The organism is Mesorhizobium sp. M1066 (assembly GCF_040318635.1).
Lineage (GTDB): Bacteria > Pseudomonadota > Alphaproteobacteria > Rhizobiales > Rhizobiaceae > Mesorhizobium.
Window position 1 is genome coordinate 20,098 of the sequence record NZ_JAMYMR010000023.1, and the last position, 16,033, is coordinate 36,130.

Here is a 16,033-nt window from a genome sequence, read left to right on the forward strand (position 1 = left end):
GTTCTTCTCCAAACTTGAACTCAATAGACGGGTGGTGAAACCACCCAGATGACAATTGCCGGCTCGGCACCCGGATTGCGCCAGCGGTAGGGCTTGCCTTCGAAGCGAAAGGAGTCGCCCTCGCCAAGCCGATGCCAGACACCTCCGATCTCGATGTCGAACAGTCCGGACGCGACGTATCCGGCTTCCTCGGTCGGTCGCTGCGCCTCGGCCTTCAGTTCCGCGCCCGGCGCGAAGACCGAACGCACCATCTCGAAGCTACCGCCGAGATCGGGCGACAGAAGCTCCTCCACCAGGCCGGATTCGCTTGTGCCAAGCGTGCGGCGCCTGCCGGCACGCACGACCACGCCGCGCTCGCTTTCGACAGGCACGTCATGGCTGAAGAACAGGCTGATCGGCACGCCGAACAGTTCGGCGAAGGCTCGGAGGTCACCGAGCGATGGCATCGATAGGCCGCGCTCGACCTGGCTGACCCAGCCGACCGAACGGCCAAGCTTCAGGCCGATCTCGGCGAGCGTCAGCCCGCGCGCCTTGCGCAGGGCCCTGATATCGCCGGCCAGCACGCGTTCGTCAGGTCCCTGCAATGTTCTTGCGGTAGTCGAAGGCAAAACGCTCTCTTCATGAAAAAATACCGTCAAATTTCATGAGAAATCAAGCTCATGAAAAAATCAAGTAGATTTTCACGGATGCACAAGATTTGCTTGCGCGATTTTGACGGTTCATGCAAAGGCTCCGCCGAGAGCGGCGAGTGGGGACGTCCGATCGAGACAAAGGGTAAGGGACGGCCCATGCTGGAAAATAACCCCCGAATCGCGGGCGATGCCGAGATTGTCGACGAGGCGATCCTGTCGCGCCGTTCGGTGCGCGCATTCCTGCCCGACATGGTCGACGACGACACCATCCGCGCCATTCTGGCGGTTGCGGCGCGCGCCCCATCCGGCACCAACATGCAGCCATGGAAAGTCTATGTCACCAAGGGCGAGAGCAAGCAGCGGATATCAGACGCCATCCTCAATTCCGGCATTCGCGCCGAAAAAGCTGATTGGGACGAGTACCGGTATTATCCCACGCAGTTCTTCGAGCCGTATCTGACCCGCCGCCGCGCCAACGGTTTCGGCCTCTATGGCGCGCTCGGGATCGGTCGTCGCGAGGTCGACAAGATGCGCGCCCAGCACGACCGCAACTTCGTCTTCTTCGACGCCCCGATCGGCATGATCTTCACCATCGATCGCCGCCTCAACCAGGGCTCATGGATCGACTACGGCATGTTCCTGCAGAACATCATGGTCGCAGCTAGGGGCAGGGGTCTGCACACCTGCCCGCAGGCAGCCTTTGCGCCCTATCACCGGCAGATCCGACCGGTGCTCGACATTCCCGACGAGGAGATCGTCGTCTGCGGCATGGCGGTTGGTTATGAAGATACGTCAAAACCTGAAAACGCCTTCCGCACCGACCGCGTGCCGCTGGAAGAGTGGGTGACGTTCAGCGAGTAAGCCAGCCAGCTTCATTCCGTGTTCATCTGTGCGCCGTGGCCGCTGACATGGGCGCCGTCTTGCGGCGTCAGCTTGAGGTAGGCAAGCAGCGCGCAGAGCGTGATGACGCCCTCGATCACGAACAGGACGCGAAAGTCGTCGGCGACGGCAGGGCCGCCGCCCGCCAGAAACGACAGTGCCGCGGCGGCCAAGCCAACGCTGATCGCCACCGCCAGCTGCCATAATATGTAATAGAGCGCGCTGAAACGGGCGAGCTGCTCGGGCGCGATGTCGGAATAGGCGAGGTTGCCGGTCGAGGCCCATTGCGCGGAGCGGAAGACGCCGAAGACGAAGATGTAGGTGAGCACGATCCACACCGGCGTGGTCGCCTGCATCAAGGCGAAGCCGGCGACCATCACGGCGACGATCGGGGTGTTGTAGACCAGCACGCGGCGAAAGCCGAAACGGTTGAGGACACGCGGCATGAAGAACCGCATGGCCACGGAGCCGACCGCGGCGACGAAGGTCAGCGATCCCGCCTGCACCGCGCTCATCTCGAAGCCGAGCTGGAACATCAAGGGCAGCAGGAACACCACCGAGCTGAGCCCGATCGTATCCAGCCCGCCGCCGGTGAGGAACGAAATGCGGAAGGTACGGATGCGCAACAGCTTGAGATCGAGCAGCGGATTGCGCACGCGCAGGCAGTAGAACGAGGCGATGGTCAGGATAACGAGCGCCAGCGCCAGTTCGGCGGCGATGATGCCGCCCGCGGCATCCTTGGCGGCAAGCGAATCCATGCCGAAGACCAGCAGGACCATGCCGCTGCCGACCAGCAGGAAGCCCGGAAAATCGAACGGCGTGCGCACCGGCTTGGTCATCGTCGGAAACAGCGAGGCGGCAAGAATTGCCGCAGCCAGCGCGAACGGCACGTTGATGAAGAAGATCCAGCGCCAGGAAATGTAGGTGGTCAGCGCGCCGCCGACGAGCGGACCGACCAACGGTCCGGACTGGCCGGCCAGCGAGATGTACATGTTGATCTTCAGCGTTCGGCTGCGCGGAAAGGTCGACAGGATGACGACCTGTCCGAGCGTGCCCATCAAGGCGCCGCCAAAGCCTTGCAGCGCACGCGCACCGACCAGCGTCCAGATGTTATCAGACAGTCCGCAGAGCGCCGACGAGGCGGCGAATACCAGCAAGGCAAAGCAGTAGACGTTGCGCAGGCCGAAGCGGTCGGCGGCCCAGCCGCCAAGCGGCATCGAAATGATCAGGCTGGCAACATAGACGGTAATCAAGAGGCCGAGTTGGCTGGGCGGACGCCCGAGGCTTTCGCTGATGCCCGGCAGCGCGGTCACCACGACATTCTGGTCGAGGCTGGTCATGAACACGCCGCAGGCGACCGTTAGCGGCAGCAGGAGCAAGGCTCTGGCCGGCACATCGGCGCGATCCGTGGCGCCGGCGGATAGTTCTGCGGTCATGGAGATGTTCGAACCAAACGAATGTGCCGACTCTTGAAGAAGGGATTTCATATCCCTGGGCCGGTTGGGCGGCCACGTTTTCGCACCATGGGCGCCTGCGGCCAGATTCTCTAGCGGCAGAACCGGCTGGCCTTGATGCCAGAAGCAGGAGCGATGCGACCGTTCGGCACCGCCGCCTACTGCACCTCGTAGCCGACTTCCTCGCTGGCGTGGCAGAGCGCCTTCCAGAACGAGCGTGCAAACGAGCGGAAGACATAGATGTCGAACTGGTCGGCGCCGGTGCGCTGGATCTGGGCGAAGATGTCGTGATGGGTGGTCGAGCGGCCGGCGCCGATGGGAAAGGCCGGCAGCGAAAAGTCGATGGCGAAGAATTTCGCCAGCACCCATTCAGCCTTAGGCCCGGCAATGCGGATGGCGGTGCGGCCATGTGAAAGATCGGTCACGGTGCCGATGATGGGGGTGACCGCTTTGGCAAAGGCAGCGGCCAGCCCTTCGGCCTCGTCGGCAACGGTGAACTTTCCCGGCGCGAAGCCGAAAACCGACTTCACGCCGTCGCTCAGGCCACCGCCGGCGCCATCGGGCAGGGCAAGCCCGGTGACGGTGCGGATGGCCGCGATCAGCTTCTTCTCCTCGCCGGGCCAGGCGGCGAGCTGCACGATCGACCCCGGCCTCGTCTCGGTCAGGATGATCTCGACACCATGCTCGAAATTGCCGTGCGAGCCGACGTGGAATTCGGGCTCAAGCGGCGACAAGGGCTCGGGTGATTGGCGCTCAACCATGCATGCGGCTCCCGTCCGGATCGAAGAAGTGGTTGGAGACGATCTCGACCGGTCCGAACCGGTTGCGCAAGGGATCGGAGACATGGGCGCGCGTGCCCTGCCGTGCCTTGCCGCCCTTGACCAGCGCCAGCGCGATATGCTTGCCGAGCGCCGGCGAATAGCAGCAGGCGGTAATATGGCCGATGGAGTCGTGCGGATTGGCTTCGTCAACCTCCTCGACGATGTGGGCGCCACCGTTGAGCGGCCGGTTATCGAGGGCGATCAGGCCGACCAGTTCGAGGCGGTCCGATGCGACCAAGCCTTCGCGGTCCATCATGGCCGAGCCGATGAAAGGCTTCTTCTTCGACAGCATCCAGTCGAGATGCAGGTCGCGTGCCGTGGTGCGGCCGTCGATCTCGGCGCCGGTGACATGGCCCTTTTCGATGCGCATGGTGCCCAGTGCCTCGAGCCCGTAGGTGACCAGCCCGAACGGCTTGCCGGCTTCAACAAGCGCTTCCCAGACTTGGGTGCCGTAGCCGGCGCCGGAATAGACCTCGAAGGCCATTTCACCGGAGAAGGACAGCCGGCATATCATCACCGGCACGCCTGCTATATCGCCACGCACGATGCCCATGAAGGGCAAGGTGGCATTGTCGACCGCGGTGCCGGTGACGCAAGCGGCAAGGATCTGCCTGGCCCTCGGCCCGCCGATCGCGGCACCTGCCCATTCGTCGGTCACCGAGGTGACGTGGACTTTCAGCTCCGGCCAGATCACGTCGAGGAAATATTCGAGATGCTGCATCACCTTGCCGGCATTGGCCGTGGTGGTGGTCATCAGAAAATCCTGCTCGCCGAGCCGCCATGTGGTGCCGTCGTCGAAGGCAAGGCCGTCCTCGCGCAGCATCAGGCCGTAACGTGCCTTGCCGACGGCGAGCGTCGAAAACATGTTGGTGTAGACGCGGTCGAGGAATGCGGCGGCGTCAGGGCCTTGCACGGCGATCTTGCCCAATGTCGAGACATCGACGATGCCGGCGCTTTCGCGCGTCGCCTTGGCTTCGCGCACATAGGCCTGCTCGACCGTTTCGCCTGAAAGCCCGTAGATCATAGGGCGATACCAGAGGCCGGCGGAATACATCGTCGCGCCATTGGCCAGATGCCAGTCATGCATCGGCGTCAGCCGCTCGGGCTTCAGGTCGCCGAAGCGTTCCGCCGCCAGCGAGCCGATCGACACCGGCGCAAAAGGCGGCCGGAAGCGTGTCGTGCCAACCTCGGGGATCGGCTTGCCCAGCGCTTCGGCCATGATGGCCAGGCCAGGCACGTTGGAGCTCTTGCCCTGGTCGGTCGCCATGCCGAGCGTGGTGTAGCGCTTGAGATGCTCGACCGAGACAAAGCCTTCGCGGTGTGCAAGCCGCACGTCTTCTGCCGTGACGTCGTGCTGGAAATCGACAAAGCTCTTGCCCTTGGCCCTGATCTCGAACACCGGGGCGGGATCGGGATCGTCAGGCACTGCTTCGACGGTCGGCAGCATGGATGGTGTGCTCTGCCCGCCGGCGGCGGCGAGGCCGGCGGCGCGTCCTTCGGCGAGCGCTTCGAGCGTCGAAAAACTGCCTGTGAAGGCGCCGGCGCCGATCCAGCTCTGTGTCGGCTTTGGCGGCAGGAAAGCTTGCCGCGCGGCGTTCCATTCCGCTTTGGCACCGGCCTGGCTGGCCAGATGGATGGTCGGTGACCAGCCGCCCGACATCAGCAGGCAATCGGCGTGGATGCTGCGGGCATCACCGATGAGCGTGCCATTGGTCATGTCGAAGCGCTGCAGTTTGAGGCCGGACAGCGCCTTGCCGCCTTCGGTGGCGACGACGGCATGGCCGGCGAAGATCTCGGCCTCGGCTTCCGCGGCCAGCTTGCGCATCTCCGGCGAAAGTTCCGGCCTGACATCGGCGATGGCGACGACCGCGGCACCGGCCTTCTTCAAGGCGACCGCCGCCCGATAGGCGCTGTCATTGTTGGTGAACAGTGCGATCCGCTCGCCCGGCAGCACGCCGAATTCGTTGGCGTAGCGCTCGGCGGCATGCGCCAGCATCACGCCTGGCCGGTCATTGCCGGGGAATACCAGCGGGCGCTCAAAAGCACCGGTGGCCAGGACCACGGATTTGGCGCGGATCGCCCAATAGCGATGGCGCGGTTCGCCCTTGCCTGGCTGTTCCTTGTGGTCGCTGACCCGTTCGAGCGCGGCAAGCGTGTTGTTGTCGTAATAGCCCCACACCGTGGTGCGCGGCAAAAGCCGGACATTGTCGCGGCCTTCGAGCTGGGCGACGGTGCGACGGGCCCAGTCTGCGGCCGGCGCGCCATCGATCGTCTCATCGGACCAGTTGGCCGAGCCGCCGAAACGCGGCTCGAGATCGGCCAGCATGACGCGCGCGCCCTGATCGGCGGCGGCCTTGGCGGCCATCAGTCCGGCCGGGCCGGAGCCGACCACCAGCACGTCGCAAAAGGCGTTCATGCGTTCGTAGCGGGCCGGGTCCTTCGCCGATCCGGCGCTGCCAAGGCCGGCGGCGCGGCGGATGAAATGCTCGCAGAACATCCAGAAGCGCGTGCCTTTGAGCGGGCCGACCACCGGTCCCATGAAGGTCTTGTAGTAGAAGCCGGCCGACAGGATCTTGCCGCCGAGCTGGTTGACGGCGTTGATATCCCAGGCAAGCGAGGGAAAACGGTTCTGGCTGACGGCAACCAAGCCGTCATGGATCTCGACCATGGTCGCCGGGATGTTGGGTTCACGAGCCTCGCCCTTGAGCACCGTCACCAGCGCGTTGGGCTCCTCGACGCCAGCCGTCAGCAGCCCGCGCGGACGGTGGCATTTGAACGAGCGGCCGTAAAGGGTGACGCCCTTGGCCAGCAGTGCCGATGCCAGCGTGTCGCCGGCATGGCCGGTGTAGGACGCGCCGTCGAAGGTGAAGCGGATGGTCTTCAGCCGGTCGATGCGGCCGCCAGTGTCGGTGCGGCGCGAGCTCATGACTTGCCCTCCGCCTTGCGGCGCGCGGCCGAGGTGTGATCGCCGCGCCCATGATCACCCCTTACGAAGGCGACGCTCAAAATCTCATGCGTCAGCGTGTTGCGCACGACCCGCAGATGCGCGCGGCAACCGCCGGAATGCTGCCAGATTTCGTTGTGGTCGCCGGCCGGGTTCAGCCTGTCATAGACATAGGCGTTCCATGCCTCGAAATTCTGCGAGGCGGGGTCGGGCCGCTCGCGGTTGCCGTCCCCCTGATAGGTGAACTCGGTGACGTCGCGCGGGCCGCAATAGGGGCAAGTGATCAACATTGGATTCTACCTAATGCCTAATGCAGCCGCGGGTTTGCACCCTGGCCCTTGTCGTCGATCACCAGGCCGCGATGGAAGCGGTCGAGCGTGAAGGGTGCGTTGAGGTCATGCGGCTGGTCCTTGGCGATGGTCCAGGCGAAGCACCAGCCGGAAGCCGGCGTCGCCTTGAAGCCGCCATAGCACCAGCCGCAGTTGAGATACATGCCGGGCAGGGGACCGGCGGTGATGATCGGCGAGCCGTCCATCGACATGTCGCAGACGCCGCCCCAGGAGCGCAACATGCGCACGCGGGCAAGGCCCGGAAACAGCGCCAGCATCTCGCTCATCACCTCGTCGACGACAGGCAGATTGCCGCGTTGGGCGTAGCTGTTGTAGCCGTCGATGTCGCCGCCATAGATGAGGCCGCCCTTGTCCGACTGAGACATGTAGAAATGGCCCATGCCGAAGGTGACTACGGTGTCGATGAATGGTTTCAGCGATTCCGTGACGAAGGCCTGCAGCACATGGCTTTCGATCGGCATCGTCTCGATGCCGGCCAGTTGCATCACACGTCCGGTGCTGCCGGCGACCGCAACGGCCACCTTCCTGGCGCGGATGTCGCCACGGGACGTCGTCACGCCTGAAATGCGGTCGCCGTCGCGCAGGAAGCCGGTGACCTCGCAGTTTTCGATGATGTCGACGCCGCGACGGTCGGCGCCGCGCGCATAGCCCCAGGCCACCGCATCATGGCGGGCGGTGCCGGCGCGTCGCTGCATCAGGCCGCCAACCACCGGAAAGCGCGCGCTGTCGGAGATATCGATCGCCGGAATCAGACGTTTGATCTGCGCCTTCGTCATCAGTTCGGCGTCGACGCCGAGATGGCGCATGGCATTGCCGCGTCTTGCATAGTCGTCGAACTGGGCCGGCGTGTGCGCCAGGTTCAGGCAGCCGCGCTGCGAGAACATGACATTGTAGTTGAGCTCGTGCGAAAGGTTTTCCCACAGCTTCATCGAGTGTTCGTAGAAGCGGGTGTTGGCCGGCAGCAGATAGTTCGAGCGCACCGCCGTTGTGTTGCGGCCGACATTGCCGGAGCCGAGCCAGCCCTTTTCCACAACGGCGACATTGGTGATGCCGTGTTCCTTGGCAAGATAATAGGCGGTCGCCAGCCCATGACCGCCGCCGCCGATGATGATGACGTCATAGGACGCCTTCGGGTCCGGCTTGCGCCATGCCGGCTTCCAATCCTTGTTTCCGTTGAGCGCGTTCGCGAGCAGCGAAAAGGCCGAGTACTCTGCCATCATTTGTCATCCGGTTCGGGCGATGCGGCAGACTATAGAGCAGGCTGCATCCGCAAAGCCAGTATTGCGCCATTGCCTTTCGACTGGCCGACGCATTGGTCGGGGATCGGTCGGCGTCAATGACCGGATGGGTCCGCAATGCGACGGCTTGCCCCATGATAGGGCCGTCTTTATCAAGGACAGGCTTTCAAATTGCCTTTGCCGCCGATGAGTCGCCAACAAATCATGCTTTTCCGATTGCTTCGTCTCATTTTGATCCTCACGCTTGTCGTCTCGGCGCCGCTGTCGTTCGATGCGGTGGCACAGGGGCTTGGCCAGGCGCCTGCCGGACTGGTCGCCGACCAGCAGAAGATCATCCAGGCGCTGACGACCAAGACCGACAATTTCGAGAAGCAGATACAGCAGGACGGCGAGGAGGATAGCAGCCTTGTCGATATCCGCTTGCAACTCGAGGAGCTGTCGCGGCAATCGCTGAACAGCGCACTGGCCTTCCGTACGCGTCTTGGCGAGATCAACAGCCGTCTTGAGCAGCTTGGCGCGGCACCTGCGGCGGGTCAGCCGCCGGAGCCCGACATCGTCAGCGGCGAACGCGAGGCGCTGGTGTCGGAAAAGGCGGAGATCAACGCCGTCATTGCGCAAGCCCAATCGCTTTCGATCCGTATCAGCGGGCTGATCGACAAGATCGGCAACATGCGCAGCGAGCTGTTCCGCAATGTGCTCACCAAGCGCTATGTGCTGTCCGACGCGCTCAGCCCGCAGGTCTTTTCGGACGCCAGGGACGAATTCGGCAGTTTCTACAAAGCGGTGTCGTCATGGCTAAGCTTCGCTTTCAAGTTCAAGTTCCAGGCCATTCTGGCGGCAACCTTCGTGGCGCTCGGGCTGGCGCTGGTGCTGCTGGTCGGTGGCCGGCGCCTGTTCGGGCGCGTGTTCGAAGCCGACCCTGCCAATGAGGATCCATCCTATCTCAGCCGCTTGTCGGTGGCCTTCTGGTCGACCTTGCTGCCGACGCTGGCGGTTGGCGTGTTCTTGGCCTCCACGGTGTTCTTTTTCAACTATTACAATGTGTTGCGTGGCGACATCGGCCTCTTCCTGAATGCGCTCGCGGCCGTCATCGGGGTGGTGTTCTGCGTCAACCGATTGACCAATGCGGCGCTCGAGCCGCGGCTGCCGAATTGGCGCCTTATCCCCGTCGAGACAGGTCCGGCGCGCTGGCTGGTGCGGCTGACGACCGCAATGGCCGTGGTCATCGGCGTCAATTATTTCCTGTCGGTCATCAACGACAAGATGGGCTCGCCGCTGTCGCTGACCATCGCCCGCAGTTTCGGCGCCACCATCATCGTCGGCGTCATCCTGATCCTGATGGCGATGCTGAGGCCGTTCAAGGCGCGTGACGGAAGCTGGCGGCCTTGGCCGGCATGGCTGCGCTATACGGCGCTTGCGCTCGGTCTTTTCACCATCGTCGCGGCGCTGCTCGGTTACATCGGCCTTGCTCTGTTCGTTTCGTTGCAGGTCGTCGTTACCGGCACCGTGCTGATCACCGCCTATATCGGCTTCCTGTCGGCGCAGGCGATCGGCGAGGAGGGTGCTTTCGCCAACACGACCGTCGGGCGCTGGCTGTCGGCCAAATCCAGCTACGAGGATACAGCCCTCGACCAGCTCGGCCTTGTCGTCAGCGTTGCCATCAATGTGATGATCGTGCTGGTGTTCCTGCCGTTGATCCTGCTGATGTGGGGTTTCCAGCCCGGCGATATCCAGGCCTGGGCCTACAAGCTCGCAACCGGGATCAACATCGGCTCGGTGACGATCTCGGTCACCGGCATCCTCTCCGGCATCGTCGTCTTCGTCATAGGCTATTTCCTGACACGCTGGTTCCAGGGCTGGCTCGACGGTTCCGTGATGGCGCGTGGCAAGGTCGATACCGGCGTGCGCAACTCGATCCGGCTGGCGGTCGGCTACGCCGGCGTCGCGCTCGCGGCACTGGTCGGCATCTCGGCGGCGGGCATCGACCTGTCCAGCCTGGCACTGGTCGCAGGCGCGCTTTCCCTGGGTATCGGCTTTGGCCTGCAGAACGTGGTGTCCAATTTCGTTTCCGGCCTGATCCTGTTGGCCGAACGGCCGTTCAAGGTGGGCGACTGGATCGTTGCCGGCGATGTCAGCGGCACAGTCAAGAAGATCAGCGTGCGCGCCACCGAGATCGAAACCTTCCAGCGGCAATCGGTGATCCTGCCCAACTCGAACCTGATCAACAACGCCGTCGGCAACTGGACGCACCGCAATAAGCTCGGCCGCATCGACATCAAGGTCGGCGTCGCCTATGGCAGCGACGTCAAGCAGGTTCATGCCGTCCTGCTGGAGATCGCCCGCAGCCACCCGATGGTGCTGAAGAACCCCGAACCCTTCGTGCTATTTTCCAATTTCGGCCCTGCCGCCCTGGAATTCGAGATCCGCGTGTTCCTGGCCGATGTGATGAACGGCAACATCGCGCAGAACGACATCCGTTTTGCCGTGCTTGAAAAATTCAGCAGCGAACACATCGAGATGCCCTCGACGCCACGCGCCGTGGTCGAGGCCCACAAGCCCAAGGCCTGGCCAACAGACGACGACAAGATCGAGGCCGACTTCGCCGAACAGGAGCAGGTGAAGGCCGAAGCCGAGGCGGAGAAGAAGCGACTGGTCAAGTCCCGCAAAACCAGGAAGCCGGATCCAGATTAAGCTGGGAATCCGTGAGTCTCAACCATCGAAAGCCGATTGCGGCATGAATGGGGCATTCAGTTGCGGTTCAGCTTCCATCTCATATAAGCTCCATGCAAAGGCGAAAATGCCTTGCGAAATGCAACAGAGGCGGTGGGAACACCGATATTGCACCATGTGGAAGTCTCTCGTCGCTGCCGTCGCCCTGGTCGCCGCTATCGGCTCGGTCCATGCCGCGAGCGCGGTCAACAAGGACGCCGAGACCCGAACGCTGGTCGTCACCGAGGGCGGCAGCAAGACCGACCTTGCGTTGGCCGGTGGCGAAACGGTTGAGTTCTGCCCGAATGGCTGCTTCGTCACCTTGCCCAATGGCGACCTCGAAGCCCTGACCGGTTCGGAAACCGTCGAGATCTCGGGCGGTGTCGCCCGCATCAAGTAATCCTGGCGTCACGATTGCGGAGGCCGGGAATTTGCCCGGCCTTTTATCGTTTCCGGTAGCGGTTGTTTAACAATGACGCCGGAAATACCCCCATGGCAGCCGTCTGCAACCGTGCGTTTTAACGTTCGCTACGTCATCGCCCGCTATACCAGCCTCAAGACGCCGAAAAGCGGCGCGCAACTCTACGCGGGCAGGGCAGGACATGGATGCGCGGTCGGACAGGAACGCAATACCGCTTGCGGTCGATCTCGACGGCACGCTGATCGCGACCGACCTGTTGTGGGAAGGGCTGTTCATCCTTCTCAAGAAGAACCCGCTCTATATCTTCCTCGTGCCTTTCTGGGCCGCCGGCGGGCCGGCGCGGCTGAAGCAGGCGATCGCGCAGCGCATCGACATCGATCCGGCATCGCTGCCCTATCGCGAGGTGCTGCTTTGCCGCCTCCGGACTGAGCACGGCGAAGGCCGCAAGATCGTGCTGGCGACCGGTACGCCGCGCAAGTTCGCCGACGCCATCGCGGCCCATCTCGGCATTTTCGACCAGGTGCTGGCCACCGATGGTCTCGCCAATCTCACCTCGGGCAGGAAGCGCGCTTCGCTGATCGCAGCCTATGGCGATGGCGGTTTCGACTATGCCGGCAACAGCCGTCACGATCTCCAGGTCTTCGATGCAGCGCGCAACGCGATCGTCGTCGCGCCCGACCGCCATGCCGCGCGCTGGCAGGCGGCACATGGTGCCGAGACGATGCCGGCGCCAAAGCCGACTTTGCGGACCATCGTCAAGATGCTGCGTGTCCATCAGTGGCTGAAGAATTCGCTGATCGCAGTGCCGATGGTGCTCTCGCATGAATATTTCAACACCGACATGATCTGGGAATGCCTGCTGGCATTCGTCTCGTTCAGTGCGGTGGCATCGGCCATCTACATCCTCAACGATTTCTTCGACCTCGCGCTCGACCGCAAACACCTCACCAAGCGCAACAGGCCGTTCGCCAGCGGTGCGCTGTCGATCCCGTTCGGCCTTGGCGCGATCGCGGTGCTTTTGGCGATCGGCATCGGCACCGGGCTGTTCCTGTCGCCCGAATTCATGGCTGTGCTCGGCGGCTACATGGTCGTCACCACTGCCTATTCGCTGTCGTTCAAGCGCATGCTGCTGGTCGATGTGCTGACGCTCGCCGGCCTCTACACGATCCGCGTCCTGGCCGGTGCGGCGGCGACCGGCGTCGACGTCTCGTTCTGGCTGCTGGCCTTCTCTATCTTCTTTTTCCTGTCGCTGGCGCTGGTGAAGCGCTTCGTCGAATTGCGCACCACCGCCATCCCGCCTGGCGAGCGCATTGCCGGTCGCGGCTATCGCACGGAGGACCAGGAGATCGTCGCCCAGGCCGGCATGGCCTCGGCCTTCTCCTCGGCGCTGGTGCTGGCGCTCTACATGGACAGTGTCGCGGTGCGGGAGCTCTATCCGCATCCATGGCTGATCTGGCCGCTGGCGCCGATCGTGCTTTATCTCACCATGCGCGTCTGGATCCTGGCGCGCCGCAACGAGATGCATGACGATCCGGTCGTGTTCATCATCCGCGACTGGCGCAGCCAGATCGTGGTGCTGATCGGTGCGGTGATGCTGGTCATCGGGGGCTGGTAGGCATGACCGCCGGACGTTTCCCAAGCTTTGGCCTTGCCACACCGCCGGCGCCGCGCGCCATCGGGGCCGATGAGGCGATCGCGCTGCTGAAGGGCGGTCGGGCCAAGCCGGCGTCGCTGCTTGCCTATGGCAATGGCCGCTCCTACGGCGATTCCTGCCAGAACGAGGCCGGAGCGGTCGTCGATATGCGATCGCTGAACCGGATCCACGCCTTCAACGCCGAAACCGGTGTTCTCGAGGCCGAGGCCGGCGTGCTCTTGTCCGACATCATCGCCCACGCCGCCCCTTACGGCTTCTTCCCCGCCATTGTGCCAGGCACGCAATTCGTCACGCTCGGCGGCGCCATCGCCAATGACGTGCATGGCAAGAACCATCATCGGCGCGGCACCTTCGGCTGCCATGTCGAGAGCTTCACGCTGCTCAGGTCCGATGGAAAGACCCATCGCTGCTCGGCGACAGACAATGCGCGGCTGTTTGCGGCGACGATCGGCGGCATGGGGCTGACCGGCCTCATTCTGTCGGCCTCGATCCGGTTGATGCGGGTGCATTCCCTCGACATCGTCGAAAAGGCGACGCCGTTTCGCGATCTCTGCGAATTCTTCGACCTGGCCGGGGCGGCGGATCAGGCCAATGAATATGCGGTCGCCTGGATCGACCAGTTGGCCGGCGGCCGCAACAGCGGTCGCGGGTTGCTGTTTACAGGCAATCACGCCGAGCACGGCTCGCATGCCGCCTCGCGCGCCGGCGGCAATTTCTCGGTACCGGTCCAACCGCCGTTCAATGTGCTCAACCGGCCGTTCCTGACCGCCTTCAACGCTGCCTACAGGTGGAGGAAGAGCCGAGCAACGGTGCCGCGCCAGGCCGGATATCAGGGCTTCTTCTTTCCACTTGACGGGGTGCGCGACTGGAACCGGCTCTATGGGCCAAAAGGGCTGTTCCAGCACCAGAGCGTGGTGCCGGAAGAGACGGCGCGGGAGGCCGTGCCGGCATTGCTGGCGGCTGCAAGGCAAGCCGGGCAGGGCTCGTTCCTCACCGTGTTGAAACGCTTCGGCTCCATCCGCTCGCCGGCGTTGCTGTCGTTTCCGCGTCCCGGCTACACGCTGACACTGGATTTCCCCAACAGGGGGACTGCGACGCTGGCGCTGCTGCGGGAGCTCGACCGCATCACGGTCGAGGCCGGCGGCGCGGTCAATCCGTACAAGGACGCCCGCATGGGGGCCGAAATCTTCGCTTCGTCCTTTCCTGAATGGCAGCGGCTGGAAGCGCTCCGCGACCACGCCTTCATGTCTGACTTCTGGGCGCGCACTGCGAAGAGATTGGATGCGCGACGAGGCTCCGTCGAGGCCGCCGAGTAGATAAAATTCGAATAATTCTTGATTAATTGGTGATTAACAACGCAATTCACTCAAAACATTGTTGGGACTTCACCAAATGTTTGCGGGTTTGTAATAGGAAGCGCGAAGGGGTGGCTTGGAACACATGAAATACATCGTCTTCATTCTCTTTACCGTCATGACCAATGCCGCCGCGCAGCTGATGCTGAAGCAAGGCATGATGTCGCTCGGACCGATCTCGTTCGAGGGCGTCAATCCGCTCGTCAAGCTGCTGCAGATCGTCTTCAGCCCCTGGGTGTTCCTTGGCCTGTGTACCTTCGTCATCTCGATGGCCTCGCATCTCTATGTGCTGTCCAAGGTCGAGCTCTCCTTCGCTTATCCGTTCCTCAGCCTCGCCTATGTTGCCGTCGCCATCTTCGCTTATTTCGTCTTCCGCGAGGACCTCAATGGCTGGCGCATCGCCGGCATCGCCTTCATCTGCGTCGGCACGGTGCTGATCGCGCAAAGTGGCCGGGATTTGGGTAAGCAAGGGCATGAGGACCAGACCGCTTCCATCACGCCCGACAAGATCCAAGCAAACGAGATCGTTCGATGAGACATGTGATTTTCGGCGGCGACGGTTTCGTCGGCCGCCATCTTGCCCCGAAGCTTGTCGCCGATGGTGAAGAGGTTGTCGTCGCCGACATCGTCAAGAGCGACCTGCCGCACTATCGCAGCGTCCGCTTTATCCAATGCGATGTCACCGATCCGGCCTCGGTCGCGGCGGTTGGGCTCACGGCCGACGACATGGTCTACAATCTGTCGGCAAAGATGCTGTCGCCGATCCAGGTGCGCGCCAAGCGGCACGATTTCTTTTTCCCTGTGAATTTCCATGGCACCGAGCACATCATGCAGGCCATGGACGGAGCCGGTGCGTCAAAACTCGTCCACTACACGACCGACATGATCTACGGCCATACGGTCACGCCGATGACCGAGGAGCACCCGGTGGCGCCGCTGGGCGAATATGGCTGGTCGAAGCAGAAGACAGAGGAACTTGCCGCGCAATGGCGCGAGCGCGGCATGTCGATCTCGCTGTTTCGCCCGCGCCTGATCATCGGTCCCGGCCGGCTCGGCATTCTGGAAAAACTGTTCAAGCTGATCGACTGGAACCTTCCCGTGCCGATGATCGGTTCGGGCAGGAATCCCTATCAGTTCATCTCGGTGTTCGACTGCGCCGAGGCCGCGCGCGCGGCCTGGAAGGCCGGCGTGCCAAACGAGGCCTATAATCTCGGTTCGCTCAATCCGCCGCCGGTCAAGAAATTGCTCGGCGATTTGATCAGGCATGCCGGCTCGAAATCGATCCTGATCCCGACACCGGGCTGGACGGTCAAGCGCACGCTCGACCTGCTCGACCTCTTGAACATGCCGATCATGGACCCGGAACAGTATCTGATCGCCGACGAGGACTGCGTGCTCGACGTGTCCAAGGCCGGGCGCCAGCTCGGCTGGGTGCCGCAATATCGCGACGAGGACATGCTGATCGCCGCCTACAGCGAGTACCGCGCCAAGAAAGCCGGTCACGCAGTCGCCACCAAACATGTGCCCGCCGAATAGCGGCTCGCAAAACAGCTTTCGTTGCGCCCGACCCTGGTCG

Annotated in this window: 13 protein-coding genes; 7 read left to right on the plus strand and 6 right to left on the minus strand. The window is 63.2% G+C overall.

The window, feature by feature from the left end; all coding sequences use genetic code 11:
* Positions 1–20: 20 nt before the first annotated feature.
* Positions 21–608 carry a helix-turn-helix domain-containing protein gene (locus tag NKH52_RS23930; protein WP_502908099.1) on the minus strand — a complete coding sequence of 196 codons (588 nt, stop codon included), beginning with the start codon at positions 606–608 and terminating at the stop codon, positions 21–23.
* A 180-nt stretch (positions 609–788) separates the two neighbouring features.
* Between NKH52_RS23930 and NKH52_RS23935 the strand changes: the two genes are divergently transcribed.
* A complete protein-coding gene (locus NKH52_RS23935; RefSeq protein WP_352733985.1) occupies positions 789–1,493 on the plus strand; it encodes a nitroreductase in 705 nt (234 codons plus the stop codon).
* An 11-nt stretch (positions 1,494–1,504) separates the two neighbouring features.
* Here NKH52_RS23935 and NKH52_RS23940 read toward each other — a convergent pair whose 3' ends face one another.
* The 5 genes from NKH52_RS23940 to NKH52_RS23960 form a co-directional block, all read right to left on the minus strand.
* Positions 1,505–2,947 (minus strand): MFS transporter, encoded by a 1,443-nt coding sequence (locus NKH52_RS23940; protein WP_352733987.1) that lies wholly within the window; start codon positions 2,945–2,947, stop codon positions 1,505–1,507.
* 176 nt (positions 2,948–3,123) lie between these two features.
* Positions 3,124–3,726, minus strand: a complete 603-nt coding sequence (locus NKH52_RS23945) for a sarcosine oxidase subunit gamma (protein WP_352733988.1) — start codon at positions 3,724–3,726, stop codon at positions 3,124–3,126.
* Positions 3,719–6,712, minus strand: coding sequence for a sarcosine oxidase subunit alpha (locus tag NKH52_RS23950; RefSeq protein WP_352733990.1), 2,994 nt, complete (start codon positions 6,710–6,712; stop codon positions 3,719–3,721). Before NKH52_RS23950 ends, NKH52_RS23945 begins: the two co-directional genes overlap by 8 nt.
* Entirely contained in the window at positions 6,709–7,020 is a 312-nt protein-coding gene (locus NKH52_RS23955; RefSeq protein ID WP_127291845.1) for a sarcosine oxidase subunit delta, read from the minus strand. The genes NKH52_RS23950 and NKH52_RS23955 overlap by 4 nt, the downstream gene beginning before the upstream one ends.
* A gap of 17 nt (positions 7,021–7,037) precedes the next feature.
* Positions 7,038–8,297: a sarcosine oxidase subunit beta gene (locus tag NKH52_RS23960; RefSeq protein WP_352733992.1), complete on the minus strand. Its 1,260-nt coding sequence runs from the start codon at positions 8,295–8,297 to the stop codon at positions 7,038–7,040.
* Between the two features lie 225 nt (positions 8,298–8,522).
* On the opposite strand from NKH52_RS23960, the gene NKH52_RS23965 reads away from it, so the two are divergent.
* From NKH52_RS23965 to NKH52_RS23990, 6 genes are all read left to right on the plus strand, one after another.
* Entirely contained in the window at positions 8,523–11,009 is a 2,487-nt protein-coding gene (locus NKH52_RS23965) for a mechanosensitive ion channel domain-containing protein (protein WP_352733994.1), read from the plus strand.
* Between the two features lie 154 nt (positions 11,010–11,163).
* On the plus strand, positions 11,164–11,427 hold the full coding sequence (locus NKH52_RS23970; RefSeq protein WP_023812335.1) for a hypothetical protein: 264 nt from the start codon (positions 11,164–11,166) through the stop codon (positions 11,425–11,427).
* A gap of 202 nt (positions 11,428–11,629) precedes the next feature.
* A complete protein-coding gene (locus NKH52_RS23975; RefSeq protein ID WP_127291837.1) occupies positions 11,630–13,063 on the plus strand; it encodes a UbiA family prenyltransferase in 1,434 nt (477 codons plus the stop codon).
* A 2-nt stretch (positions 13,064–13,065) separates the two neighbouring features.
* Positions 13,066–14,418 carry an FAD-binding oxidoreductase gene (locus tag NKH52_RS23980; protein ID WP_352733996.1) on the plus strand — a complete coding sequence of 451 codons (1,353 nt, stop codon included), beginning with the start codon at positions 13,066–13,068 and terminating at the stop codon, positions 14,416–14,418.
* Positions 14,419–14,542: 124 nt separating this feature from the next.
* A complete protein-coding gene (locus NKH52_RS23985; RefSeq protein WP_352733998.1) occupies positions 14,543–14,992 on the plus strand; it encodes an EamA family transporter in 450 nt (149 codons plus the stop codon).
* The gene (locus NKH52_RS23990) at positions 14,989–15,993 is read left to right on the plus strand and encodes an NAD-dependent epimerase/dehydratase family protein (RefSeq protein WP_352733999.1); all 1,005 of its coding nucleotides are present in this window, start codon (positions 14,989–14,991) and stop codon (positions 15,991–15,993) included. The genes NKH52_RS23985 and NKH52_RS23990 overlap by 4 nt, the downstream gene beginning before the upstream one ends.
* Positions 15,994–16,033 lie beyond the last annotated feature (40 nt).

Bases quoted from the DNA above. Each gene is read 5' to 3' on its own strand.
- NKH52_RS23945 (WP_352733988.1), bottom strand. From the start codon at position 3,726: ATGGTTGAGCGCCAATCACCCGAGCCCTTGTCGCCGCTTGAGCCCGAA.
- NKH52_RS23960 (WP_352733992.1), bottom strand. From the start codon at position 8,297: ATGGCAGAGTACTCGGCCTTTTCGCTGCTCGCGAACGCGCTCAACGGA.
- NKH52_RS23975 (WP_127291837.1), top strand. From the start codon at position 11,630: ATGGATGCGCGGTCGGACAGGAACGCAATACCGCTTGCGGTCGATCTC.
- NKH52_RS23950 (WP_352733990.1), bottom strand. From the start codon at position 6,712: ATGAGCTCGCGCCGCACCGACACTGGCGGCCGCATCGACCGGCTGAAG.
- NKH52_RS23985 (WP_352733998.1), top strand. From the start codon at position 14,543: ATGAAATACATCGTCTTCATTCTCTTTACCGTCATGACCAATGCCGCC.
- NKH52_RS23965 (WP_352733994.1), top strand. From the start codon at position 8,523: ATGCTTTTCCGATTGCTTCGTCTCATTTTGATCCTCACGCTTGTCGTC.
- NKH52_RS23980 (WP_352733996.1), top strand. From the start codon at position 13,066: ATGACCGCCGGACGTTTCCCAAGCTTTGGCCTTGCCACACCGCCGGCG.
- NKH52_RS23940 (WP_352733987.1), bottom strand. From the start codon at position 2,947: ATGACCGCAGAACTATCCGCCGGCGCCACGGATCGCGCCGATGTGCCG.
- NKH52_RS23955 (WP_127291845.1), bottom strand. From the start codon at position 7,020: ATGTTGATCACTTGCCCCTATTGCGGCCCGCGCGACGTCACCGAGTTC.
- NKH52_RS23935 (WP_352733985.1), top strand. From the start codon at position 789: ATGCTGGAAAATAACCCCCGAATCGCGGGCGATGCCGAGATTGTCGAC.
- NKH52_RS23990 (WP_352733999.1), top strand. From the start codon at position 14,989: ATGAGACATGTGATTTTCGGCGGCGACGGTTTCGTCGGCCGCCATCTT.
- NKH52_RS23970 (WP_023812335.1), top strand. From the start codon at position 11,164: ATGTGGAAGTCTCTCGTCGCTGCCGTCGCCCTGGTCGCCGCTATCGGC.